The sequence below is a fragment of the Mycobacterium sp. SMC-17 genome, assembly GCF_045310915.1.
Lineage (GTDB): Bacteria > Actinomycetota > Actinomycetes > Mycobacteriales > Mycobacteriaceae > Mycobacterium.
Genome location: NZ_JBJIAK010000033.1, coordinates 1 through 25883, shown reverse-complemented (window position 1 = coordinate 25883; position 25883 = coordinate 1). Strand labels below are relative to the sequence as shown.

Genomic DNA, 25883 nt, shown 5'->3' with positions numbered 1-25883 from the left:
AGCCGAGACCTATTGTGAGGGCTTGTTGTGCGGCGGAATAGGTGAAGGACGGGCAGATGGCCAAGCGTGGTGACCGTATGGCGGCGAAGCGGCGCCGGCAAGAGCGCGAAAAGCAACGTCGTCATACGGTTCCCGAGACCGATCCCGGTCCGGAGGCCTTCGGCATCAAAATGCCATCGCCGGCCGCTCCAGGCGGCCCCGCCTCGCGGCCTGACTTCTCGGAGGTGGATTGGGACAAGCTCAAGGCTGCGTACCCGGACGGCGCGCACGGGCTCATGCGAGCGATGTTTCTTGGGCTCATCGGTGAACGCGCCAAGCGAGCGAAAGATCTTCTGTCGTGGGGTCTGCGGCCCAATCCGATCCATCGCGAGAGCCGCCTCGCATTCGACGATGTGGCAGTCACACTCGAGGATGAAACGAATCTGGTTAGCTCGACGGCGCTCTATCCGACCATGAACGCGTGCGAAAATCTCGCGGCGGCGGCCGAGGTCATTGCGCTGGCACTCACACAGGGGCAAATCCGAACGTCGGCAACGGCGGCGCTGTGCCGTATTGCGATGGAATCGTCGGCCAAGACCATCTGGCTGATTTCCGAGACGGACACGGAAGAACGAATTCGCCGCTGCTACGGATTCCTCAAGGCTGAGCGTGGCCGGCAAGAAGAGTTCGAGAGGCTTGAGGCTGAGGCTCTGGCAGCACGAACAGACCCACTGGCGGAAGTCGATCTGACCAACTTTGAGAAGCGGCGCGAACGGGTGGCTGCTCGGCAGGCCAAGATCGCGGCGTTATCCGCCGAGCATATAACTGGGCCAAGTGGCGGACCGCTCAAATTGGTTGAAGGCGCGGAGATTTGGATGGACGAGCAACTGCCACGCAAGGCTGACGCCGAGTTGGACGCCGTGATGCACCCACGTAGCGCCAAGAGCTTCTACTCACTGGGCTCGGGGTTCGTTCACGGATTCAAGTGGCTGATGGGATACGTGCTCAACGACGAAGAACTCGACGACACGCCACTGCTGGCGATCACTCTCGACTCCTTTGGAAACGCAATTCGCATGACTGAGGCTGCAGTGTCGCTATACGAGGCACAGTCGGTTGGCCCCCGTCCAGACCCCAAGCGAGCTCGCAACTATCCCGACGGTGTGGCAGACGCCGTAGAGGTACTGGCTCCGCAATATCGGTTCGCGGAGAACGCCGACTGAGCCCGGTGAGGGCCACCGCGGCAGCGGAGCATGACAGTGGATGGGCATCGCCGGTCATTTGGATGCGGCTCTCCATATCGGGCGATTCAGGCGTGTCGGACGAGTAGTTCGCCGATCTCGGCCATACGATCAGAGACGTGCCCACCCATGGGCGCGCGGCGGCGCAGATTCGAAACAGCGAGCTGATTGACTATCGGCCCGCTGAGGGTGAACCTGTCGCTCAAATTCCGGTCGACGAGCTGTGGTCGGTACAGTTCGAGAAATGTGCGCCGGTCCGCAAAGCCTCGACGTACAAGGGCCAGAAGAACTTCACCGGCGAGTGGTGGTGCTCGACCACAGAGTCGCACATCTCATTCGAGTCGTGGGTCGAACGTGACTTCCTGATCGCGGCAGACTTCGATCAAAATATCGTTGGAATATCAGTGCAGCCCTTCGCTTTCCGCTTCCTCTCCGCCGCAGGCAAGCAGCGTCAGCACACTCCTGATGTGTTCCTCCGAGCCAGATCCGGCGACGGCGTAGTCGTGGATGTTCGACCAGACCGACTCGTGGACGATGACGCTCGCGAGGCGTTCGAATCGACCATTGCGCTGTGCGGGCGCGCTGGGTGGACCTACCGCCGTGTTGGAGATCAGCCTCCGATCCGAGCCGCGAACTTGCGTTGGCTCGCCGGCTACCGGAACCCGCGAAATCGACGGCAGGACGTCGTTAGCGACCTGACCTCGCTACTGGCCCACAACCCGAAGACAATCGGCGCAGCCGCCCTCGCGGCGGGTGAACCGATATTGGTACTACCCACTCTCTATCACCTGCTCTGGACACACGAGATCGACGTCGATGTCGACTCGGCGCCGATCGGTGAACATACGCTGATCCGGTTGGCCACACGATGACTGCTGAGCCCGCCAAAATCGCCATCGGCGACTTTTGTCGCTACGACGGCAAGTTCTGCGAGCTGGTGGCGATCGACGGAATGATAGCGAAGCTACGTCGCGAGGACGGTCAGCTCGCAGCAGTCAAGATTGCGGACTTGTTCGCGGACAGTTCATTCGACGTCCTATCCCCCAGCGTTCGTCGCCGCCCAATCCCACCTGACTACTTCTCCGCACTGCCGACGCGGGTCCAGCAGCGCGTCCTCTGGCTTGAGCACCACATCTCCGAAATGGTCGACGGGATACCAGTCGGCTCACCGCCGCTGACCACTCCGCGCAACGGATACGACATTCGATCGACATCACTCGGACAGCGAGAACGCAACAAATGCTCCGAACTCGAAGCCGCTGGAACCCCATTGGGCCTGAAGCATCTTCAGGAACTCCGTCGCCGTTACGAACGATCCGGCGTAGCCGGGCTCGTTGACGGCCGTCTTCATCGCCGGCGCTCGCCAAACCGGCGGGTCGATAGTCGCTACGTGGGCGTGCTGTTGGAGGTGCTGAACGAAAACGAACTGCAGTCGACGCGCACAGAGATCGCCATGAAATGGCACGTGGACCGGCGAGTGGTCGACAAGTTCGGCGACGGGGTGAAACTGCCTTCTCACACCACGTTTCATCGGCTGATGAAACAGCTCCCCCAGGCGCGCCACGCCACTGGATCCGCTCGAACCCGGCAGACGAAGAACCATCAGCCGGAGGGCGTGTTCGGTAAGGTCGTCGCGAGCCGTCCCGGTGAGTGGATGCAGATCGACACCACGCCGTTCGATGTCGGCATCCGGCTCGATGAGTCGGTGAGGGGCCGGGTGGAGCTGACGGGCCTCGTCGACGCTGCGACGCGCACAATCGTCGCGGCGGTTCTCCGACCTACAACGAAGGCAGTAGACGCATCCCTTCTTGTTGCGAAATCGATGACGCCGGAACCGATGCGGCCAGGGTGGATCGATGCCGTCCGAATGTCGAACTCGGTCCTGCCCTACCACGCAATGCGGTCTGTCGATGACAGACTTGAGCACGCTGCTGCCCGCCCCGTCATCGTTCCCGAGAACATCGTGTACGACAACGGCGCCGTCTATCTGTCGAGCACTTTCCGCTCTGCATGCCGATCGCTCGGGATCAGCATGCAGCCTGCACACAAGGACGAGCCCACCGATAAGCCGATCGTCGAACGCACCTTGGGATCGGTCAAAACCCTTTTCGCACAATACGTCACGGGCTACCTCGGATCATCAGTCGAAAACCGAGGCAAGAACGCCGAGCAGAATGCTGTTTTCTCGCTGCAAGAGCTTCAGGATCTGCTGGACGAATGGATCGTCGTCGCCTGGCAGAACAGACCCCACGATGGACTGCGGGACCCCTTGAACCCGCACCGAAAGCTGACCCCGAACGAGAAGTACGCGTCCATGCTCGCCGTCAGCGGGTACATCCCCGTGCCGTTGACCTCCGACCAATACATCGCACTCCTACCCAGTCTGTACCGGACGGTGACAGCCGCAGGCATCACCATCGACTACCGGACCTACGACAGCGATGGCTTGGACGCTGTGCGGGGTGAGATCTCCGGGGTACCCGGCAAGGGCACGCAGTGGCAGGTCCACTACGACCCCTACGACGTCAGTCGCATTTGGGTTCGCAACCACCACGGCGAGGGCTACCTGATGGCCTGCTGGACGCAGCTCCATACCGCACCGCAGCCGTTCGGGTCGTCACTGTGGGAGCATGCACGTCAACTCGAGACAAGTCGAGGAGAGCGACGAACCTCGCAAGAGGCGATCACGGCCGCAGTCGAGGACCTCTTGGGACGTGCGTCCGTGGCACCTGAGCCGCCGACTCGGCGTCGCCGCACCGCAAAGGACCGCCGAGCCATCGCCCGGACGCGGGCGGCGGCGGAACTACCACCCACAGTGCCGCCAGCAGCGAACCAGCCTACGGCTCGGCTGTCCCCGGAGGAAGACGACGATGTCGCCGACGTGATCCCATTACCCGTATTCGACGCCGAGAAGGATTCCGACACATGGTGATTCGAAGATGACTGTTGATGAGCCGGCGGCCGAGCCCGACCTCGACCCCCGTCAGCTGCCGTCAGTAACGCTTGATGGTTGGCGCAGATTCGTCGACGCCAGACCCGCAATATTTGACCTACCCGATCACGATTACTACAGCACGCTCACCGGTGCGGAGAAGCTCGCCTTCGATGACCGACGCATGGCCTACCACTCGGAGTTGGTCATCATCGAGACTTCAACGGTCCGCCACATCACCCGCCAGGGCCGGCTGCTGACTCTGCTCAATCAACGTGAATGCGGCGCCCGCCGATCCATGATCGTGTCAGGGCCGTGGGCGAGCGGGAAGACCACCACCATCAAGTTGCTCGGAAAGATCCACGAGCAGAACGTACGCCGCCGGTATCCCGGCCAGGACCGGATACCTGTCGTCTACATCACGACACCGCCGAAAGGCTCGCCCCGCAAGCTCGCTTCAGAGTTCGCCAACTTCCTCGGACTTCCTACGCGGCAACGTCACAACACCACAGACATCGCCGATGCCGTGTGCCACGTGCTCACCGAGGCCCGGACCGAACTCGTCATTGTCGACGAGATCCACAACCTCAACCTTGCCAGTGCCGCCGGCGAGGACATGTCCGATCATCTGAAGTACTTCAGCGAGCACATGCCCGCCACATTCGTCTACGCGGGCATCAATGTGGAGCGCTCCGGGCTGTTCACCGGAGTCCGCGGCCGGCAGATCTCAGGACGGTCCGTTCTGATCAAGACGGGCAACTTTCCATTCAACGACGAATGGAAATCGCTTGTCGCATCAATGGAGTCAGCATTGCGCCTGTACAAGCACCGAGACGGCACGCTGACACGCAACTCGAAATACCTACACCAACGAACGTGTGGGTCGATCGGCAGTCTGAGTCATCTCATCCGAGTCGCGGCGATCACGGCCATCCTCAGCGGAGACGACGCGATCACGCGTGAGGCACTCGACGCAGCCATCATCGACCACGCAGCGGAGGCCGCAACCAGCCACCCAATCGCCCCCAAGGCCGGGTAGGTCACGATCATGACAACGCTCACGTCCGGCATCGGCAACCCAACACTTCCCCGTCCGGTGAGGCCCCTGCCGAACGAAGTGCTTGCCGAATACCTCGCCCGTCTGGCGAAGGCGAACGGCATCAGCCGTGCTCGCCTGGAAGCACTGCTGACCCGCCGGGGGCCAACGATGCGAGCCGCTCTGGCCACTTGCGTGTCGATGAGCGATCGTGCCCTCGCCTTCGCGCTGCCCGAACTGCGAATTGCGGGCGATAACGACGCCTATCCTGAGTTGTTGCAGCGCGAAGTGGAATCGGTCGGGCCCGGATGCCCGCTGTGCGCGTCCAGGCACGGGCAACGAGTTTCCTTCCCGCAGGTGTGGTCCACCCACGACAGCGTGGTGTGCGTCCAACACAGCATGTGGCTCAACGGCACGGCCTTTCGTGCCGACCCAACCCGCCCGATCGTCAAAATCGTTGGCGCCTCACGTGCCGATATTCTGCTTGCTCACCGGCGGCATCAACGTCTCATCCGCCAATATGGCCGGCCTACGATTCTGCAATCTGTCACCGACGCCTACGACATCGTGGAGCAGTGGAACTACTGGCGACCGCTGGAAGCGGTCGGATTCCGACTCGTCGAACTTCAACCCGATGAAGCTCAACGAGGCGCGGGCAGTGCGAGCCGCAACGCGGCCATGTATCCCGAGATCATTCGGCTGGCCACCGTGCTCAGCGACTCGGCGTGGCGCAGGCGGCTGCTCGCGAAAGACAGAGCAAGACGCGGCAAGGCCATGCTCAACCTTTTTGAACTCGTCCTGGATGGCGACGCACCCTACCGTGCCGCGGATCCGATCTACGAATGGAGGCTGCGTCAACTGGCGGCAGCGGATGTCAAGAAGCTCGAGCGCAAGGGCAATCAAGAGAACACGAGGGGATGATGATGACGACAGTCGATCAAGTTGGACCTGCGCTGCCCCACGGCGCAGCAGGATGCACCGACTGGCAGCCGGATGGCGACGAGGTATACAGGATCGTCTATACCGACGAGGAAAGCGTCGAGGGTTACGACGTCGGCGTACACCTGTCCGCCATTCAACACCCCAACGGAGAACTCAGCTCTCATGACTTCGTCGAGATCTACCTTGACATCGCTGGCAATGGTCCGCTGTCCGCGGAACAATCACGAGCGCTGGCACGGATTCTGCTCGACGCCGCTACCCGCGCCGAGCACTGGGAGGTGCTGCAGGCGCGCTGAGATTTCAAGGTAGTCAAGCACACTCGCCGGCATGGATCGTAAAGCACGACGGGCACACGGCGTCTCCTGAGCGTGTGCCAGCGGACTTCTGATCTATGCGCTGGGCCGCAAGCACCGCTTTCTGAAGCTCGTTCATGACTTGCTTGTTGCGGAGCAGTCTGCCCACACGTTCCACAAGTTCGCCAGCCGATAGCGATTGGCCGGCGGACACGGTGAGGCAGTACTGCTGCACCTCCCTCGGAGGCACAATATCGATGGTCCGCGGGCCGAGTTCACGCGCGACGGTTGATGACTGGTTCCGCAGTCTGAAAGTCCGTGGTTTGTTGCCGGACTGATTCATTGGGTTTTCCGAGACGATGCGCTGCTGCCGCTCGGCAGCTGAAATAGCCCGATTGAGCAGCCGGGAGAACTCATCGTGAGACTCTCGGCCCGTCGCGCACTTTCGGTAGACCTGGTGCAGACGCCACCCAGTCAGAGGGCCTTCCACACCCACGATGCGGACGATGTTGTCGATGATGCGGTCGGCTGGTGTCTGCGAGATCGGTGATAAGGGCTCAGAGAAAACGGGATACGCCTGCAGCGCGGGAGGTGCAGAGCTGGAGGGCTGCGGCCGCGCATCGCTGGTTGGAACCGGTGATTGATGGCGTTCTGGAACCGCGGGACACGGTCGGTCCTGGAGGCTCTCCGACCGAGTCGAGTTCTGCACTGGCGGTCCAGGTCTCACAACGCGGTGACGAGTCGCTGGTGCAGTCGGCCTGACTGGTTCTGTCGTGGTCGGTGCCGGTCGAGATACGGTCGGCTTCTCATTCGCGAGCGACGTCTTCGGTGGCTCACTTGGAGCTGTCGAGGACGCGGTCTTCACCGATTGACCGAAGAGCCGCTCGCGCTCGGCAGCGATGATGTCGCGTGCGAGTTCCGCCTCAGTGACGTCGTAGGCTTCCGGAGCGCTTGCAGCAGTTTCGCTTTCGCGGGCAAAGCTTTCGAAGAGTTCCTTCTTGGTGGCCAGAATCTCGCGGAGCCTCTGGTCGACTCCTTCGTCGGACAGAAGTCGGTGGACTTGAACGGATTCGAGCTGGCCCATGCGGTGCGCCCGTGCGATGGCTTGCCACTCGGTGGTTGGTTTGAGCTGCGGTTCGCAGATCACAACCACCGAGGCCGCCTGGATGTTGAGACCCACTCCGCCAGCGACGATTTGGGCGACCAGCACGGCGCCCTTGTTGGCAGCGGAGAAGTCGTCGACCATTTCCTGGCGTTGACTGGCGGCGACGGAGCCGGTCAGTGGTCCAAAGACCCGGCCGGGCATAAACCGTGCAACATCGCTCAGAACACCGAGGAAGTGCGAGAAGACAACGACGCGGCGGCCGTTGGCCTCTGCCTCCTCAACGATCTCGACCAGGCGTTGCATCTTGGTCGACTTGAGTCCGTGCTTCATCGTGGCCTGGCGCATCGCCATGAAGTTGCGCTGCTCCACGGCGAAGCGGTACGCCGCGGCGTCGTCGCCCGACATCGGCATCCACTCGTCGACCTCAACGAGTTCGGGAAGCTCGGTGAGGACATCTTCTTGGTTGCGGCGCAAGTATGCCGGCGCTACCTGGCGGCGAAACTTCTTGGGCGCGAATTCGTTCGCATCCAACACGAGGTCCGGGCGGAGGTAACCGACGAGGTTGCGGAACTCGTCAAGTCGATTCTCCAGAGGCGTGCCGGTGAGCAGAATCGCCCGTTCACACGACTCGATGATCTGCGCGGTTCGTTGCGTGCGAAGGGCGTCGGGATTCTTGATGTAGTGCGCTTCGTCGACGACCACGCAACTGAGCGCCGGGACCGATACCTCATCGTTGAGCCAACGCAGCGTTTCGAAGGTCGTGACGCCGACGCCGCCGTTACGTTGCCAGTTCTTCGCCGCCCATTGTCGGTCGGGACCGTGCAGACGGTGTGCGGCCAGTTTCGACTTTGCGCTGACCTCGCGAACCCAGTTGGTCACCACGGCGGCGGGGCATACGACCAGGAAGTTGTTGTCGCCCTTTGCTCGCAGGTGAGCCAGCGCGGCGATGGCCTCGACGGTCTTGCCCAGGCCCATCTCGTCACCGATGATGACCTTGCGCTGGACCAGTGCGAAACGTGCCGCAAAGCTCTGGTAGCCGCGTAGCGATGCAGTGAGGTAGTCGCCCTTCAACTCGAAATCACGTACTGCTTCGATGATTTCGGTAGGCAGGTCACCGTGAGTCTTCTCGTCGTCCTCGGTGATGAACCCCAGTTCAGCCAGTAGTGCGAAGTAGTCGGCTGGCCGAGTGAGGAAGTCTTCCCAGGGATCGCCGGTTGTCGCGGCGTCTTGGGCGTCGGCGATCGCTCGGGCTGCTCGGGCGACTATCTGAACGGCGTCCCGGAAGTCCGCGACGGTCGACAAGGCGGTGGGGATGACGATGGCGTGGGTGACCGTGTTGTCGATGACTGCTGCGACGGGTGCCAATTCTTCGACGATTGCCATGTCCGCCGACGAAGCGGTGGCCCTACGCGCCGCGTCCCACCCGCGCAGGTGGCGAAGGAAGTCGGTGTGCTCCGGGGTGCGGTTCTTGATGTCGATGCGCATCGGCATCTCGTCGTAGGTGTTCTGCCGCAGCGTCCGGGCGGCTGCGCGAATGCGAGTTGCGGAAGTTTCCCCGATGCCGTCGAAGCGCTCGAGAATGCCTTCATTGGTCAAGACAGCGAGGACAGTGGTAATGCCGTTGTCGGTTAAAGCGCCGATGCGGATCTTGTCGCGGGTGGCTTCGCGTAGCCGTTCCACGGACATGTCGGCCAGCATGCGATCGGTCTCTTTGGCGCGGACGGCGTTTCCCGCGTCGACCGCGGCTTTGCGCAGCCTGGACTCTTCAGTGGCCGCACGGTGGATGACGGCGGTGGCGTTCGGGAGGATCGCGAAGGTCGTCGAGTCGACCAGCTCGGCAGTTTGGCCGTGGTCGGGTAGCTGCTGTTTGAAGCCCACCCAGTCGGTGAGGATGTCGCGGACAGTGAGGGCGCGGATCCGGGGATCATCGACCGGCTTGGCCTGGTCGATCGCCTGTCCAACACCACTAGTCAGGAACCACCGTCTGTAGTCGGTGAGGAACTGCGCGGCTTGATTGGCTTTGTCTCGGGTTCCGCCGAACAGCAGCAGGCGGCCGAACCCCGTGACCTTCCTCAGGTCCTCCGTGGCCGCCGCGACTTCGGTGGTGAGCCGGTCAAGTTCTCGCTGGAAGTCCGGATGAATTGACGGGAGGCAGGATGCCCTGGCCATGGCGTGGACAAGCGGCAGATCGTCGGCGCGTAGCGGGATGACGTGCCAGAGGTAGCGGTTGGTGCGCAGCGCCTTCGCGGTGCGTGCTCGTAGCGCGGCGGATTGGGTGCCGGCCGTGCCAGCAATCTCATGGCGTGCAGCTGCCACCGCCTTGGCCGCGTCTACCCAGCCTCGTACTTCATCACCAATCGCCGCTGTTGACGGCTGTGCGTCGCTGCTCATGGTCCCCGTTGATCGACTTGCTTCCTGCGGGAGATTAGCGGACCTAGCGACGATTCGCGGACTACCCCGGATATTGTCGGAGGGGTGGACTAGCGTCGTTCAGCTGTCTACAGGGGAGGACAAGAAGTGCTGCTGGAAGAGTTGAAGCCTGGCCTGCGGATCGACGGGTTGATCCCAGCGCAGGTGATCACGGTGATCTTTGCCCAGTGGCACGGCACCGACGCTCTGGAGCTGACCTATAAGACCAACGACGGTGCACTCGGCCAGCAGGTGGTGTTCCGCAAGGACCAGGACAACCTCACCGTCGCTCAGACCGGCAGCCGGGCGTTCGATGCCAACGCCACCGACTTCAAGATGGTCGCCGAGGCCCAACGGATCACCCTGGCCGGATTGTTCGACCCGATGTTGGCCGTGGCCACCAGCGACGTCAGGCCGCTCCCCCATCAGATCAGGGCCGTCTACGGCGAGCTTCTCCCCCGAACTCCACTGAGATTTCTGCTCGCCGACGACCCCGGCGCCGGTAAGACCATCATGGCCGGCCTGTACATCAAAGAGCTGCTGTTGCGCGACGACGTGCGCCAATGCCTGATCGTCGCACCCGGCGGGTTGGTCGAGCAGTGGCAGGACGAACTATTCTTCAAGTTCGGGCTGCGGTTCGACCTGTTGACCAACCAGCTCATCGACGCCAACGTCAACCTCAACGTCTTCGAGAGCAACCCACTTCTGATCGCGCGGATGGATCAGCTGTCGCGCAATGAGGAGCTGCAGGCCCAGCTCAAGGAGACCGAGTGGGACCTGATCATCGTCGACGAAGCCCACCGTATGGGCGCCCACTACTTCGGGGGCAAGCTGGAGAAGACAAAGCGCTTCCTGCTCGGTGAGATGCTCGGCCGCATCACCCGGCACCTGTTGCTGATGACCGCTACTCCTCACTCCGGCAAGGAAGAGGACTTCCAGCTCTTCCTCACCCTGCTGGACCGCGACCGGTTCGAAGGTAAGAACACCAAGACCGCGAACACCGACGGCATCATGCGCCGGATGGTCAAAGAGGATCTGCTGACGTTCGAGGGCAGGAAGCTCTTTCCCGAGCGCCGCGCCGAGACCGTGCCCTACGAACTCACCGAACTGGAGTACTCGCTCTACGAGCAGGTCACCGCCTACGTCCGCGAGGGCATGAATCGTGCCGACCGGGTTGGGGGCAAACGCAAGAACACCGTCGGCTTCGCACTGACCGTGCTGCAGCGCCGCCTGGCATCGAGCCCCGAGGCCATCTACAAGAGCCTCGTGCGGCGCACTGAACGGCTCGAGCGCAAGAAGCTCGAAATCCTCAACGGCACCTACACCGAGAGGGAGCCGACCGTCGACGTCGAAGGACTCGACGCCGATGACTACAGCTCCGAGCAGATCGAGGAACTCGAAGAGGAGCTGCTCGACGCCGCCACCGCCGCGCAGACAGTCGAGGAACTTGACGCCGAACTGCTCGAACTAGCCGAGCTGACGACGATCGCCAAGCAGGTTCGCGATTCCGGCACCGACCGCAAGTGGACCGAGTTGAGTCACATCCTCCAGGACGAGGCGCTGACCGTCGACGCGAACGGCTGGCCGCGCAAGCTGATCATCTTCACTGAGCACCGCGACACCCTCGACTACCTGGCCGGTCGCATCCGAACCCTGATCGGCAAGCCCAACGCCGTGCAGGCGATCCACGGCGGAGTGCGCCGCAGAGAGCGCCGCATGATCACCGAGGAGTTCACCAAAAACAGGGACTGCCAGATCCTGCTGGCCACCGATGCCGCCGGCGAAGGCCTGAATCTGCAAGCTGCCCACCTGATGGTCAACTACGACCTGCCGTGGAACCCCAACCGGATCGAGCAGCGCTTCGGCCGTATCCACCGCATCGGCCAGGAGGAGGTCTGCCGCCTCTGGAACATCGTCGCCAGCAACACCCGCGAAGGTGACGTCTTCGTACGATTGCTCGCCAAAATCGAAGAACAGCGAAAAGCCTATGGCGGCAAAGTCTTCGACGTCCTCGGCGAAGCATTCTCGGAAACTCCGCTGCGGGAACTGCTTTTGGACGCGATCCGGTATGGCGAACTTCCCGAAGTTCGCGCCAAGATGCACGAAGTCATCGACCACAAAGTGTCCGACGGGCTCAAGGAACTGCTCGACGAACGAGCACTCGCCTCTGACCATCTCGCCGACGCCGACCTCGCCAAGCTCCGCGCCGCTATGGACGAGGCCCGCGCACGCCGACTCCAGCCGCACTACATCGAGCTGGCATTCAAGGCAGCGTTCACCCGACTCGGTGGCCGCATCGCCAAACGCGAGCGAGGCCGCTACGAAATCGCCAACGTGCCAGCACACATCAGAGCCAGCAAGTTCCAGCCGATCGCGACAAAGTATGACCGCGTCACCTTCGACCTCGAACACGTGCACTCCGAAGACCTGGCGCGCGCCGACCTACTCGCACCGGGACACCCGCTGCACGACGCAGTGATGGACGAAGCGATACGACACTTTGGCGGCACCCTAAACAGCGGCACCGTGCTGGTGTCAGCGACGCTGGAGGAGCCTCACCTGCTCGTCGGTGTTGTCGAAGAGGTCGCCGACGCCACCGGTGCTGCGGTGTCCCGACGTTTCGGCTACGCCCATGTCGACAGCCTCGGCACCGTTACGCCTGCGGGTCCGGCACCCTATCTCGATTGCGTCGCCGCACCCGACACACCAGCCGTCGCCACCGCGCGCCAACTCCCCTGGCTGGCCGACGCCGAAGATCGCGCCAACAGCTGGATCATCACGACCCAACTCCCTGAATACCTATCCGAGGTGCAACCGCGTCGTGCCGCAGAGCTCGCGAAGTGTCGCGATCTGGTGGTGAAACGCCTTGAAGCTGAACGGGATCGGATGCTTCTCGACGCTGCTGTGGCCGCCGAAAAGGAGCAGGCCGGCGAAAAGCCGAGGGAGTCCGCTGAGAGCCTTAACCGCAAGGCAGTCGAGCTCGACGCGCGCCTACGCAACCGGCTTGAACTGCTCGACAAGCAGGCACTGATGTCGACCAAGCCACCGCGCATCGTCACCGCTGCGCTGGTCTTGCCCATCGCCATGGTTGACGGTGAACTGCCAGCGTCGGCGCCAATCCATGCCAAGGAAACCAAAGAGGTCGAACGCCGTGGTGTTGATCTAGTGATGTCGACGGAACGAGCACTTGGCCGCACGCCGGTCGAACAGCCTTTCAACAACAAGGGATTCGACATCCTCTCCTCGGACTCAGGCGGCGACACCTACCGCATCGAGGTGAAAGCCAGGCTGGACGGAGCCAAGGACTTCTTCGTCACGCACAACGAGGTGATGGTCGGCAAGAACGCGGTCCCGCGATACCGGCTGGCATTGGTCAGGGTTGATCCGCGAGGGCCGGACCATGATGAAGTGCGCTACCTCGACAACCCCTTCGCATCAACGGATCTGGGTGATTTTCACTCGACCGGTATCCGCGGTGACTGGGCGAAGATGTGGGCGAAGGGGGCTCAGCCGTTTTGAGGCAATCGGATAACCACGACACCCGCCACGTCGGGCAGGTTCGACGCCACCTCGTCGGCGTCGAACATGCCGGACTCAATGTCGTCCACATAGTCCGGTGGTGCATTACGCAACGGATTGAGCGCTTCCCTGAAGGCGGAAATTCCCGAATCACCTCTGTCGGAGGGCAACTCCGAGAATACAGGTCCATTTCGGCCGCGACCGCCGTCTCGCATGACATTCGGGCCAGAGGCCGAAACGGCGTCGAACTGCTCTCCGCGGGCGATCAGCACCCGATCGATCATCGACCTTGTCACCGCCCGAGTTCCGGTCTGCGGGGTTCGGAGGAAGTTGGCGAGATCTGGATCGAACTGCTGGCTCAGCCCGGGGATGAGCAACGGTCTGGTCGAGTCGGGCGTCCAGACATCTTCGAGCGCGACGGAGCGTTCATACGTGGACGTGGAGTCATTGACGATCGCCGTGTTGGCCGACGACGCCGGCATCAGGGAAACCGAGCGCTTCACACACGAGGGACAGCGCCTGCCTCGGTGGTCGAAAGGGCATGGCTCCCAGTTGCGATAGTTGCCCGTACCCAGGTACAGCGCGTACACCGGGATCAGGTCCAGATGTGCGGCGGTCGACCTCAGCGCCGACTGCTGATTTCCCACGGTGTTTCGGTACCCAAAGTCGAAGCACCAGCGGCCCCGGCTTACTGTCAGACGCTTCGCCTGCACCAGCATCCCGTAGGCCGACCTGCCATCAACCCACCACCAGACCCAGTCAGCGCCACTGATCGTCTCAGCGGGCTGGGTGAACGGCACGACGCTCACGGCTGCGGCAGCACGGGACATCACGATCTCGGTGATGGACGTCTCACCCCAGCGAAGCAGCGTCTTTTCGCATGCCGCCATGTGCTGCACAGAATGCTCTCGCGCCCGCCTGAACGCCGTCTCCACCGTTGCCACGGCCGAATACTCGCATATGCGATAGGTCGGGCCTGCGGGATGAGCCAGGTGTCGTCGCGCAATGTCGATGGGTTTCAGCAGGCAGTGGCGCCGCGGCGCCTCGTGGTCATGCCCGAGAGCTGGGCAGAAGGGTCGATGTGGTTCAGAAGCGCAAGTTGATCGAGGTGGCACTTCCTCTCGAGGTGATCAACCGAGAGTCGGCCCGTGAGAAGTCGATTCGGCACGGTCATCCCTCCACGCTGCACCTGTGGTGGGCCCGACGCCCCCTCGCTGCTGCCCGTGCGGTGCTGTTCGCGCAGCTCGTCGACGACCCGTCGTCGAATCTCGAGGAGTTCCCGACTGAGGAGTTGCAACGCAAGGAGCGCGAACGGCTACACAAACTTATCGAGCGGCTCGTCGTCTGGGAGAATATTCGCGACGAGAAGCTGTTCGCTGAAGCCCACTCCGAGATCCTCAAATCCACCGGCGGCAATCCACCGCCGATCCTCGACCCCTTCGCCGGCGGTGGAACCATCCCGCTGGAGGCACAGCGCCTCGGGTTGGAGGCGCACGCATCCGACCTGAATCCTGTTGCGGTACTAATCAACAAGGCGTTGATTGAGATTCCGCCGAAGTTCGCCGGGAGGGCGCCGGTGTCCCCCGACGTCGCCAAGGACCAACTCTCCCATCCGTGGCCGGCTGCGACCGGAATGGCCGAGGACGTCCGCCGCTACGGCCAATGGATGCGACACGAAGCCGAAAAACGCATCGGACACCTCTACCCCAAGGCCACCTTGTCAGACGGCTCGCAGGCGACCGTAATCGCCTGGATCTGGGCGCGCACAGTCACCTGCCCCAACCCCGCCTGCGGCATCGCGATGCCGCTCGTGCGCTCCTGGTCGCTCGGCAAGAAGAAGGGGAAGGAAGCCTACGTGGTGCCGTCCGTAGTCGACAGCACCGTTCGCTTTACGATCGGACATGACCCCAAGCGCGCTCCTACCGCAGCCAACGACGGCACTGTGGGCCGCACCGGCGCTACGTGCATCGGATGTGGATCGGCCGTGGAATTGAAGTACATCCGCACCGAGGGACGGGCCGGACGTTTGGATGCTCAGCTCATGGCAACTGTCGCCGAAGGCAATCGCGCGCGCATCTACCTGGATCCCACAGTCGAGCATGAATCGGCCGCTTCGGTCAAGCGCCCTGACAGTGTGCCAAGTGGTGACCTCGCGGACAATCCACGAGACTTCAAGACACCGAATTACGGCATGACGACGTTCGCTGACCTATTTACGGCGCGGCAACTCACCGCGCTCACCACATTCAGCGACCTCGTCGCGGAGGTCCGTGAACGAGTGCTGTCCGACGCCCTCGCCGCCGGCACGCCCGAAGGCGTTCGTCTCGAAGCCGGCGGCACAGGTGCTGCGGCATACGCCGATGCCGTTGCGACATATCTCGGCTTCGCGATCAGCCGTATGACCAATAAGGCGAGCACCATATGCTCGTGGGACTCCAGCACGAAGATGGAGGCGGTGCGAAGCGTATTCGCGCGCCAAGCACTTCCCATGAGTTGGGATTATGCCGAGTCGAACCCCTGGGGCGGCTCAGGCGGAGATTTCGAGGAAGATCTTCTATGGATTAGCCGTGTGCTAGATAAGTCGTCCGGTGGTGTTCCTGGAGTCGTCGGCCAGGCCTCAGCAGCGGAGCGCGGATACAGCGGTTATCTCGTATCAACCGATCCGCCGTACTACGACAACATCGGTTATTCAGATCTATCCGACTTCTTCTATATCTGGCTGCGCCGATCGCTGCGTTCCATTCACCCCCAACTGCTCAGCACAATGTTGGTTCCCAAAACCGAGGAACTCGTGGCCAATCCATATCGTCACGGCGGCAGGAGCGGCGCACATCAGTTCTTCGAGGATGGCTTTCGCAAGGTCTTTTTTAAAGCGCGCGAGTCTGCCTTTACCGACCTGCCGATCACCGTCTACTACGCCTTTAAGCAATCAGAAGCCACCGCTGTCGGGGAATCATCTACGGGCTGGGAAACACTCCTCGAAGGAATGATCCGGTCGGGGTGGGCGGTCACTGCCACGTGGCCCGTGCGTAGTGAACTAGGCAACCGGATGATCGGTTCCGGGACCAACGCCCTTGCTTCATCGATTGTTTTAGCGTTGCGGCCGCGTCCACTCTCAGCCCCGAGCACCGACCGACGCGAGTTCGTAGAGGCCCTCAAAGCTGAACTCCCGCAAGCGCTCAAGGAGCTTCAGCACGGCGCGATCGCACCGGTTGACCTACCGCAAGCCGCCATTGGGCCGGGCATGGCTGTGTTCTCCCGCTATTCGACGGTGCTGGAGCCTGACGGGTCGAAGATGTCGGTGCGTTCTGCCTTAGCTCGGATCAACCAGATCCTCGATCAAGTGCTCAACGAGCAGGAAGGCGACTTCGACTCGACGACGCGGTTCGCGATTGCCTGGTATCGCCAACACGGTTACAACACAGGAACGTTCGGTGACGCCAACAATCTCGCCAACGCCCGCAACACCACCGTGGACGCGATGGACCGCGGCGGCATTCTGACCAGTCGGGCCGGAAAGGTCCAACTAACCAAACCGTCAGATCTGAGCGCGGACTACAACATTCTGACCGACCAACAGACCAGCAACTGGGAGGCCATGCACCACCTGATCGGGATCCTGGAGGGCGAAGGCATTACGCCCGCTGGTGAGTTCCTGCGATCAGCAATGCGTCGTCCCGACGGTGCCGTCGACGCTGATCTGGTCAAGGAGCTTGCGCACCTGCTGTTCCGGGTCGCGGAGGCAAGCGGCTGGACCAAAGACGCGCTGAGCTTCAACAGTCTCGTCACCAGCTGGCCGGAGATTGTCGATGTTGCACGGTCTGACGCGTCGGCGGCGAGCTCGCAGAGTGCGTTCGACTTCACCGAGGAGGACTGACGTGGGATTCCTGACGCCGATGCATGAGTTGGGTGAGTACCTGGCGTGGACTCGGTCTGGCGAGATCCAATTGCCGGACTTCCAGCGCGGCTACAAGTGGGAAGATGAACGCATCCGTCAACTCCTGGTCACGGTGCTGCGCGGACACCCCTTAGGCGCAGTGATGCTCCTGAAAACCGGCAATTCTCAAGTGCGATTCAAGCCTCGCGCAATCGAAGGCGTCGATCTGGCAGCGGGTGTCCAAGCGAAGTTTCTACTACTGGACGGACAGCAGCGTCTCACCTCGCTCACCCAGGCGCTCAGCGGTAACGGCGTCGTTGCGACGAAGGACAGCCGAGGAAAGCTGCTCGACCGACGCTACCTCGTCCACATGCAGACGGCACTGAGTGACCCCAATCGTGTCGACGAAGCCATCATCTCGATTCCCGCCGATGGTGTCATCCGCACCAACTTCGGCAAGGACGTCGTCCTCGACCTGAGCGACCACGACAAGCAGCGCGAACATGGCTACTTTCCGCTGCACCTGCTCTACGGGGACTACATGAGCTGGATCCTCGAACTACAGGGCCGCGAACTTGGCAAGAAGTTCCACGAAGAATTCATCAAACCCGCTGCTACCTATGACATCCCGGCGATCATCCTCGATGAGAACACCGACAAGGCGGCCGTGGCGACTGTCTTCGAGAAAGTCAATATCGGCGGTCTGCCGCTCAATGTATTCGAGTTGCTAACCGCCGTCTTCGCCGGCGATGCGCACTACTTTGAGTCGGCCGGGGAAGACTTCCGCTTGAACGACGACTGGAAGGAGACCCAGCTTAAGTGGGCGTCCTACCCAGTGTTGGCCGCCGTCGAAAACACCGACTTCCTGCAGGCCGTCACAATGCTCACCACCCGGCAGCGACATCTCGCCGACACCTCCGACCGGCCACCGGCGATCTCGGCCAAGCGTGAGGACGTGCTGAGGCTGACGTTGACCGACTACCTAAAGTGGCGTGACCCGCTGCGGGAGGCATTCGTTTGGGCCGCGACGTTCCTGGCGGACCGCCACATCTTCGCTCCGCGCGACGTACCGTACCCCAAGCAACTCGTTCCACTGGCGGCCATCAAGGTGGCGCTGGGCAAGGACGCGGATCTGATCAGCGTCAGCGAGCGTCTGGTCCGCTGGTTCTGGTGCGGAGTCCTCGGCGAACTCTACGGGTCGGCAAGTGAAACACGCTTCGCCCGCGACGTCGAAGCTGTCCCCGCTTGGGCGATCGACGAGTCCGCACCGACACCGCGCACCATCCAGGACGCCAGCTTCACCGAATCCCGTCTGCACTCGCTGCGTAGACGAAACGCGGCGGCCTATAAGGGTATTGCGGCGCTCATCCTCGCCAGAGGTGCTCGGGATTGGATGGAGGACAAGACCTTCGACAAGGTGCAATACGTCGACCTCGCCGTCGACATCCATCACGTGTTCCCACAGAAGTGGTGTGACGACAACGGCATTGACCACGAGCACCGCGAAAGCATCGTCAACAAGACGACGATCAGCGCGCGTACGAACCGCATCATCGGCGGCGCGGCGCCATCCTCCTATCTGTCAGTCATCGAAACCCGGGCGCAGATCGCGGCGCAACGACTCGACGAGCTGGTCGCGACCCACCTCATTCCGGCCGAATTCCTGCGCGCCGATGACTTCGACGCCTACTTCAGCTTCCGGCGCGAATCGCTTTGTCAGTTGGTCGAGTCGGCGATCGGCAAGGCCGTCCAACGCGATATCGACCAAGGCTTCGCCAATGAAGACTCCGCACAGTTCGAGCCCGACGATCTGAACGACGATATGAGCTTGGGGGACGATTGATATGGCACTGAGTAACCGCGACCGCATTAACCGAATGTTTGAGGTGATGGCCCCGGCGCTAGATGACTTCATCGCATCGGTGATCGGTCAAGGCGACCCTGCGCTCGGCGCCGCGTGGACCAAGCTTGTCCAAATCAAAGATGGCAAGAAGGGCGCCCCAGCAGATAAGACGTACAATCCCCACGATCCCCAAGTACAGTTCCGCATCCTGACTGAGAGCAGCATCACCAGCAGTTTCAAGGCCGGCTGGTATCCGTTTAACAAGTCTTTCGGCAAGGCCGGCGAGTCCTTCGCGATCGAACTGCGCGAGGTCCGAAACAATTGGGCGCACAACGGAACCTTCTCCGACGACGACGCCTACCGCGCACTGGACACGGGCGAGCGTCTGCTCAAGCTGGTTGGTGCCACCAAGGAAGCCGACGAGGTGCATGGGATCCGGCTCAACCTGCGTCGCGTCACCGCCGACAAAGAGGACAAAAAGACTCTCAAGGCTGCGGTCGACAACCCGGAGGCGTCCGGTCTCAAGCCTTGGCGAGATGTGCTTCCGCCCCACGACGACGTCGCCACCGGGAACTTCGCCGCCTCCGAGTTCGCCGCCGACTTGTACAAAGTCGCATTCGGCGGCGAGCAGGATTCTGGCTACGCGGATGCGGTCGAGTTCTTCCGACGCACCTACCTCACCGAGGGGTTGACCGATCTAGTCGGCCGCGCTGTGCGTCGCATCTCCGGCGACGACAACGCGCCACCGGTGATCAACCTGCAGACCAATTTTGGTGGCGGCAAAACCCACTCCATGCTGGCGCTGTGGCACGTCGCCGCCGGACTGCCCATCGGCGAGTTTCCTCAAGACACCCAGGAACTACTGTCCGCCAACGGATACTCCGGCGCGAAGATCAATCGAGTCGCAATCGTCGGCAACCACTTCAGCCCCGCCGGTGAAACCAAGGACGACGGCACGCACATCAACACCCTGTGGGGCGAGCTGGCCTGGCAACTTGGCGGGCCCGAAGCCTACGAACTGGTTGCCAAGGCCGACGCCGAACGAACCACCCCCGGCGAGGCGTTGCACGACCTGCTGCAGAAGCACTCCCCTGCCGTCATCCTGATCGACGAATGGGTGGCCTACGCACGCTCGCTCGTTGGCCGTGACGACCTTGCTGGCGGCACCTTTGACGACCAATTCACCTTCGCGCAGTCGCTGACCGAGGCTGCCAAGGGCACTTCAGGTGTGCTGCTGGTGATCTCGATTCCCGCCTCCGAGACCGGAGACCTCCCCGACAAGATCGCCGCCGGTAACGCTGAGGAAGTTGGTGGTGCCCACGGCCTGGAGGCGCTCAAGCGGTTGCAGAACGTCGTGCGTCGCGTCGCCGACCAATGGCGACCGGCTTCATCGGTCGAGGCTTACCAGATCGTGCGGCAGCGGCTATTCAAACAACCCGATGCGGCGGCCCTCGCGTCGATCAGTGCAACCGCGCGCGGCTACGTCGAGATGTATCGCAAGTACAGCGACGACTTTCCCCGCGAAGCCCGCGACGGCGCCTACGAAGACCGGATCAAGCGGACCTACCCCATTCACCCCGAACTGTTCGACCGACTGTACGAAGAATGGTCGTCCCTGGAACGGTTCCAACGCACCCGCGGCGTGCTGCGCCTGATGAGTACGGTGATCCACGCCCTATGGACCGGTGAAGACGCCTCACCGCTGATCATGCCAGGCTCGGTCCCACTGGCGACCGCCAACGTCAATTCTGAACTCACGCAATACCTTCAGGATTCGTGGAAGGCGATCATCGACGCCGACGTCGACGGCCCAACCTCCGAACCCGCACGCATCGATAAGGACAAGCCGCTGTTTGGTCAGCGCTCGCTGACCAAGCGCCTAGCCCGCACCGTATTCTTCGGCGCCGCGCCGACCATCGGCTCGGCCCACAAGGGCCTCGAAACCCAGCGGGTGTTCTTGGGCACCGCCGTGCCCGGCGATGTGCCCGGCAACTTCCACTCCGCGCTCACCCAACTCGGCGATCGGGCCACCTACTTCTACTCCGGTTCCGGCAAGTACTGGTACGACCTACAGGCCAACATCACCCGCACCGCCAAGGACCAGGCCGAGCGCCTGCATAAAGAGGATGTGTGGGCCGAGATCGTCCGCCGCCTACAGGCCCAGGCCCGCACACGAGGCGACTTCGCCGGAGTCCACATCTGCCCCGAAACGAACGCGGACATCCCCGACACAGACGAAGCACGCCTGGTGATCCTGCACCCGAAAGTCGCTCACAAGCGCGGAACCGAGTCCTTAGCCAAGGAATTCGCGCGACAGTCCACCGAGCAGCGCGGCACCGCCAACCGCGCCAACCGCAACATGCTGGTGTACCTCGCCGCAGACGAAGCCCGACTCGAAGAACTCGACAACGCCACCCGCGACTATCTGGGTTGGACGCACGTCTTGGCAAACGAGGCCGACCTGGACCTCACTCAGAATCAAAAGAACCAGGCCACCCAACGGCAGTCGCAAGCAGACCAAACCGTCATCTCCCGGCTGCTGCAGACCTTCACCTGGGCCCTGGTTCCGGCGCAACCTGATGCAGGCGCTCCGTTCATCGTCCGCGAGACCAAGGTGGAAGGACAGTCCGAATCGTTGGCGGAGCGGGTTTCGCGCCGCCTCGGCAACGACGGTGACCTGTCCATCCGTCAGGCTGCCGTCAATGTCCGACTCGCCATCAATAAGGTGCCGCAAATCTGGAACGGCGGGCACGTCACGCTCGGTGCGTTGTGGTCGCTGTACTGCCAGTACCCGTACATGCCGCGCTTGCGTGACCGAAAGGTGCTGCAGGACGGGGTACTCGATCTGCCGATGATCTGGCAGACCGATGCCTTCGCACTTGCCACAGGCATCGACGAGGCCACCGGCCGGTACATCGGGCTGTGGATTCCGACCGACACAAACGCCGCGCCGTCGCCCACCGACGGACTTCTACTGGTACGCCCCGACGTAGCCGTAAAACAACGTGACGAGGAGACGCCGTCCGCCGAGCCGTCCGATGCTCCGCAGCAGGAGACCAAGCCTGGTATCCCCGCTGATTCCTCCAAGGTAGATGTCGCATTCCCCCCATCGAAGACGCGCTTCTACGGGGTGAAGACCCTCAGTTCGGACAAGATCGCGCTCGACTTCAAAAACGTCGCCGATGAGATCATCGCTAACCTGCGGGAGCAGGGCATCGACCTCGTCGTCAAGATCGAGATCGAGGCCGTTGACGCAAATGGATTCGACGAGAACAAGATTCGGACGCTGTCCGAGAACGCAAAGACCTTGAAGTTCGACCAGTCGGGTTTTGAGTCGGAATGATCGATTACAGCCTTACCGCACACAGGAGACCGTGAAGTGTCGAGATTCGCTCCGCGACCGCAGTCGACCTCGTTCTTTGACAGGGTGTTTGGTTCTTCTGGTGACAACACCGCGAACCAGCTCGACGATTGGTTGGAAAGCACGCTAAAGCGTGAGCTCAAGCTCGACACGATCGAACGTGACGACGATGGCGACATCGTGCTCGTATCAGGCAGCGCCGTCGTGTACGTCAGGACGACCGACGACGGAACGCCATGGATCGGAGTTTTCTCTCCGCTGCTTGAGGACTTCGCGATGCGGCCCGAGGTGTATGAGGCGGTTAACGCAATCAATCGGAACACGCCGTTTGCGAAGGCGACCGTCGACCCAGATGGTCCACAAATTGTGCTATCGGCGGAGCTCCACATTTTCGACGGGCTTTCGTCTGAGCAGCTCATGGCCACCATCGACCTGATTGCGGACCGCGCGGACCACTATGACACTCGGCTGCAGAAGCGATTTGGCGGACAGACCATGCTCGACGACGATGATGGTGACGAGTTCGATGTCTAATACATCGGGACGGTTGCTTCGGCAATTCAGCGACGAGATTATCGAACTGGCCGAACGCGTTGTGCTTTCTACTGCCATTGTCAAAGGGCAGACGCGTGATTTCGACGAAGGCAGCGGATCAGCGTTCCTCTACGACGTCGAGCACCTCGTCACGAACAATCATGTGGTCGAAGGAATGGTCGACCCGATCCACGTCCAGCTACCCGGCGCTCGACAGACCGAGGCACGCGTCGTGGGACGAGATCCCTTGACCGACCTCGCTGTCCTGCGATTTGACCCGCAACCCGCTGAGCCGCTTTTGATTTCGGCCCGCGGGGCACGGCTCGGAGAACTCTGCTTTGCATTCGGTAGCCCCCTGGGTGAGTTCCCGGAGAGCATCAGCATTGGCATCGTGAGCGGTTTGAAGCGAAGCCTGCCCACCGGGGATAAGCAAGCGATCTTTGACGTGATCCAGACGGATGCTGCAATCAACCCCGGAAACTCCGGCGGGCCATTGGTGAACGTCGACGGCCTTGTCATAGGAGTGAATACGGCAGCTATCCCTGAGGCCGATGGCATTGGCTTCGCGGTCCCGGCCGACACCGTCGCGGAGGTAGTCCAGGAACTCATCACCTACGGAGCTGTTGAACGCGCGTCACTGGGCGTCAGCGTCGCACGCCGACCCGTCGATAGAGCACCGGGAGGGCATGCTCTTGTGGTGACGGCTGTTCGCGATAACTCAGCAGGCCCCTTTGAGCCCGGCGATGCGATCGTTGCTGTCGGGGATCGCGACATCCACTCCCAGAACGACCTATTGCGCGCGTTGCGACGCGACGTCGCCAATCGGAGAGTACCAGTCGTGGTCTTGCGTGGTGACCACGAAGTCTCGATTGAATGCCGGCCGCGGAGCGTGCGAACTCTCAGCTGAAACACCTACGGCAACCGCCGTTTAACGTGCGGAGCCGAGGTTCGTCCGGCCGAGTGCGGTCAGTACCTGATCCACTGCTGTACGCACCTGCGAGGCGAACTCGTGTTCGTTCTCAACCGCGAATGCTTCTGCGTACGACCAGGTTCTGCGGATCTGGACGCCGGGGCGTATGTGAATCTGTATGCCAGCCTTCTTGCCGTCTAACCAATGGTGAAGGCTTTCCTGCTCCGCGGCAAGAGCGTAGCGGCGCTCCGCAAGCCAGCCGAAGAAGCCCGGGTCGGCGATCTCATCGTGGGTTCGACCGCCAGCTCGTCCCGCGTGAAAGTCCTCGATCCACTGGCCTAGGTAATCTTCCGCCGACAGCAGTCTGGTCGGAAACCAGCGTTGAAGAGGTTGGGCGAATCTATGGGCCAGCTGGAAGTTGGACTCGACGGTGAAACCGGTGAGAGCGTCGAGTTCAAGCAGCGCATCGACTCTTGCCCGATCAGAGTACAAGTAGGTGTACTGAGATTGGAGTTCAGCCGGCCAGACGCCCAAATGAACGAACTGACCATCGGCAAACAGCGCAGCGCGGTCGGCACCACGAACATCCTTGGCAGCGAATTTGATTGTGACGCCGGGTGACAGCGTGTCCCCGCGTGGAACCAGAGTTCCTTCCGCCGCGCTGGCTTTCGGGGAAAGCCCTGTCGCCCACTGCAGGACCTTACCGAGTCGGTCGAGGACGATTGGAGTGTCACCGGTATCTGACGTCGATGGCATCGAACTGGATCCCTTCTGGGTAGAAGCCGGCGGCCTCGGTGGTCTCGGATGCTTGACGCCACTACCCCAGCCGACCTCCCACCCCTCGCTGGCGTCGAAGTAGTCGGCGTACGCGACAGGTAGTGCATTGCTTCGCTCGACAGTACGAATGAGTTCGTCGAACCATGCGATGTATGCGGGGTCGTCGTTGGTCGGAGTGACGTCGCGCAAGGCGCTCAAAATTAGATCAGCGACCCTCTCCGGCGGGGTCGTCACCGTAACCTCCCCACCGGCGAACTCGGTGAGACCGCCAGTCGAGTATCGCAGTGCGGCTTCCCAGTCGATGACGTCCGGGTGGTCCACGTCATCAATCAGATTGTCGCTGAGTGTGATTGCGACACGCCAATACATCCCCGACGGGCTCACTCCCGGCAGGATGCGCACCCGATGGTAGCCGCGTTGATGCAGCACGCGGACGCCTTGCAAGACCCGGATTGGTGTCGACGAAGCCAACTCGGCGCTCACTTGCTCGTGCATCTCGGAGTCGAAAGCCACCAGGCGCACCTCGTCGACACGAGAATTGGCCGCGGCAATGCTTTCGATCGCGGCGGCGATTGCATCTTGGCGCGGCCAGCCGAAGGCGCCGGTGCTGATGAGCGGAAAGGCAACGACTCGGGCCCCGAGTTCGTCAGCAACTTCCATCGCCCGGCGGTAGCAGGACTCCAAGAGCGAACGGTCTCGCTGCCCGGCGTTGTAGTTCGGTCCCACAGTGTGGATGACCCACTCAGCCGGTAGGTCGCCAGCTGTCGTCCATCCGGCGTCACCTGTGGCCAGACCGTTCGGGAACCTCTCGATGCAGTCGCGGAGGATTGCAGGACCTCCTGCATGATGAATTGCGCCATCCGCACCGCCACCCCCGCGCATGCCGGTGTTCGCGGGGTTAACGACGGCGTCGACCTCCTGTTTGGTGATGTCGCCACACACCGCGGTGATTTTCAGCACGCAGCCAGTATGCATCTGGGCACCGACGACAATGACCTAGACGGGCCCCGGCGGGTAAGTGCCCCAGACCGGTCCGTGACCCGCCCGGGGGCCTTGCCCCCATGTAGTGGACACGGGATTTGTGGTTACGCGGCTACTGGCAGCGTAGCCGGTGTTAGGGTCCTT

The 25883-nt window shown here is 62.1% G+C and carries 15 protein-coding genes; 12 read left to right on the top strand and 3 right to left on the bottom strand.

Features of this window, described 5'->3' with window-relative positions; genetic code table 11:
• Positions 1 to 56 precede the first annotated feature (56 nt).
• The 6 genes from ACJH7A_RS20005 (at position 57) to ACJH7A_RS19980 (ending at position 6426) form a co-directional block, all read left to right on the top strand.
• The gene (locus ACJH7A_RS20005) at positions 57 to 1202 is read left to right on the top strand and encodes a hypothetical protein (protein ID WP_131831928.1); all 1146 of its coding nucleotides are present in this window, start codon (positions 57 to 59) and stop codon (positions 1200 to 1202) included.
• A gap of 137 nt (positions 1203 to 1339) precedes the next feature.
• Positions 1340 to 2092 carry a TnsA-like heteromeric transposase endonuclease subunit gene (locus ACJH7A_RS20000; protein WP_406802601.1) on the top strand — a complete coding sequence of 251 codons (753 nt, stop codon included), beginning with the start codon at positions 1340 to 1342 and terminating at the stop codon, positions 2090 to 2092.
• Positions 2089 to 4152 carry a Mu transposase C-terminal domain-containing protein gene (locus tag ACJH7A_RS19995; RefSeq protein ID WP_236746063.1) on the top strand — a complete coding sequence of 688 codons (2064 nt, stop codon included), beginning with the start codon at positions 2089 to 2091 and terminating at the stop codon, positions 4150 to 4152. The genes ACJH7A_RS20000 and ACJH7A_RS19995 overlap by 4 nt, the downstream gene beginning before the upstream one ends.
• A 7-nt stretch (positions 4153 to 4159) precedes the next feature.
• Positions 4160 to 5191 (top strand): TniB family NTP-binding protein, encoded by a 1032-nt coding sequence (locus ACJH7A_RS19990; RefSeq protein WP_406802600.1) that lies wholly within the window; start codon positions 4160 to 4162, stop codon positions 5189 to 5191.
• Between the two features lie 9 nt (positions 5192 to 5200).
• Positions 5201 to 6109, top strand: coding sequence for a TniQ family protein (locus ACJH7A_RS19985; RefSeq protein ID WP_079635260.1), 909 nt, complete (start codon positions 5201 to 5203; stop codon positions 6107 to 6109).
• A 2-nt stretch (positions 6110 to 6111) separates the two neighbouring features.
• Entirely contained in the window at positions 6112 to 6426 is a 315-nt protein-coding gene (locus ACJH7A_RS19980) for a hypothetical protein (RefSeq protein ID WP_074319862.1), read from the top strand.
• 13 nt (positions 6427 to 6439) lie between these two features.
• On the opposite strand, the gene ACJH7A_RS19975 is transcribed toward ACJH7A_RS19980, so the two are convergent.
• Complete coding sequence (locus ACJH7A_RS19975; RefSeq protein WP_079635262.1) at positions 6440 to 9919, bottom strand: DEAD/DEAH box helicase; 3480 nt, start codon at positions 9917 to 9919, stop codon at positions 6440 to 6442.
• 126 nt (positions 9920 to 10045) lie between these two features.
• Here ACJH7A_RS19975 and ACJH7A_RS19970 point away from each other — a divergent pair, with 126 nt between their 5' ends.
• Positions 10046 to 13456 (top strand): helicase-related protein, encoded by a 3411-nt coding sequence (locus ACJH7A_RS19970; RefSeq protein ID WP_079635263.1) that lies wholly within the window; start codon positions 10046 to 10048, stop codon positions 13454 to 13456.
• Here ACJH7A_RS19970 and ACJH7A_RS19965 read toward each other — a convergent pair.
• Positions 13444 to 14400: a DUF6615 family protein gene (locus tag ACJH7A_RS19965; RefSeq protein WP_406802599.1), complete on the bottom strand. Its 957-nt coding sequence runs from the start codon at positions 14398 to 14400 to the stop codon at positions 13444 to 13446. The two genes, ACJH7A_RS19970 and ACJH7A_RS19965, sit on opposite strands and share 13 nt — an antisense overlap.
• Before the next feature lie 137 nt (positions 14401 to 14537).
• Between ACJH7A_RS19965 and ACJH7A_RS19960 the strand changes: the two genes are divergently transcribed.
• Genes ACJH7A_RS19960 through ACJH7A_RS19940 form a run of 5 tightly spaced genes read left to right on the top strand, consistent with a single transcriptional unit; the run spans position 14538 to position 23978 of the window.
• Entirely contained in the window at positions 14538 to 17333 is a 2796-nt protein-coding gene (locus ACJH7A_RS19960) for a DUF1156 domain-containing protein (protein WP_207554209.1), read from the top strand.
• Position 17334: 1 nt separating this feature from the next.
• Positions 17335 to 19176 (top strand): DUF262 domain-containing protein, encoded by a 1842-nt coding sequence (locus ACJH7A_RS19955; RefSeq protein WP_079635264.1) that lies wholly within the window; start codon positions 17335 to 17337, stop codon positions 19174 to 19176.
• 1 nt (position 19177) lies between these two features.
• Positions 19178 to 22519 carry a Swt1 family HEPN domain-containing protein gene (locus tag ACJH7A_RS19950; RefSeq protein WP_207554378.1) on the top strand — a complete coding sequence of 1114 codons (3342 nt, stop codon included), beginning with the start codon at positions 19178 to 19180 and terminating at the stop codon, positions 22517 to 22519.
• 36 nt (positions 22520 to 22555) lie between these two features.
• Positions 22556 to 23071 (top strand): YbjN domain-containing protein, encoded by a 516-nt coding sequence (locus ACJH7A_RS19945; RefSeq protein WP_165693371.1) that lies wholly within the window; start codon positions 22556 to 22558, stop codon positions 23069 to 23071.
• Positions 23064 to 23978 (top strand): S1C family serine protease, encoded by a 915-nt coding sequence (locus ACJH7A_RS19940; RefSeq protein WP_079635266.1) that lies wholly within the window; start codon positions 23064 to 23066, stop codon positions 23976 to 23978. Before ACJH7A_RS19945 ends, ACJH7A_RS19940 begins: the two co-directional genes overlap by 8 nt.
• Before the next feature lie 21 nt (positions 23979 to 23999).
• On the opposite strand, the gene ACJH7A_RS19935 is transcribed toward ACJH7A_RS19940, so the two are convergent.
• On the bottom strand, positions 24000 to 25718 hold the full coding sequence (locus tag ACJH7A_RS19935) for a macro domain-containing protein (RefSeq protein WP_330359707.1): 1719 nt from the start codon (positions 25716 to 25718) through the stop codon (positions 24000 to 24002).
• Positions 25719 to 25883: the final 165 nt, after the last annotated feature.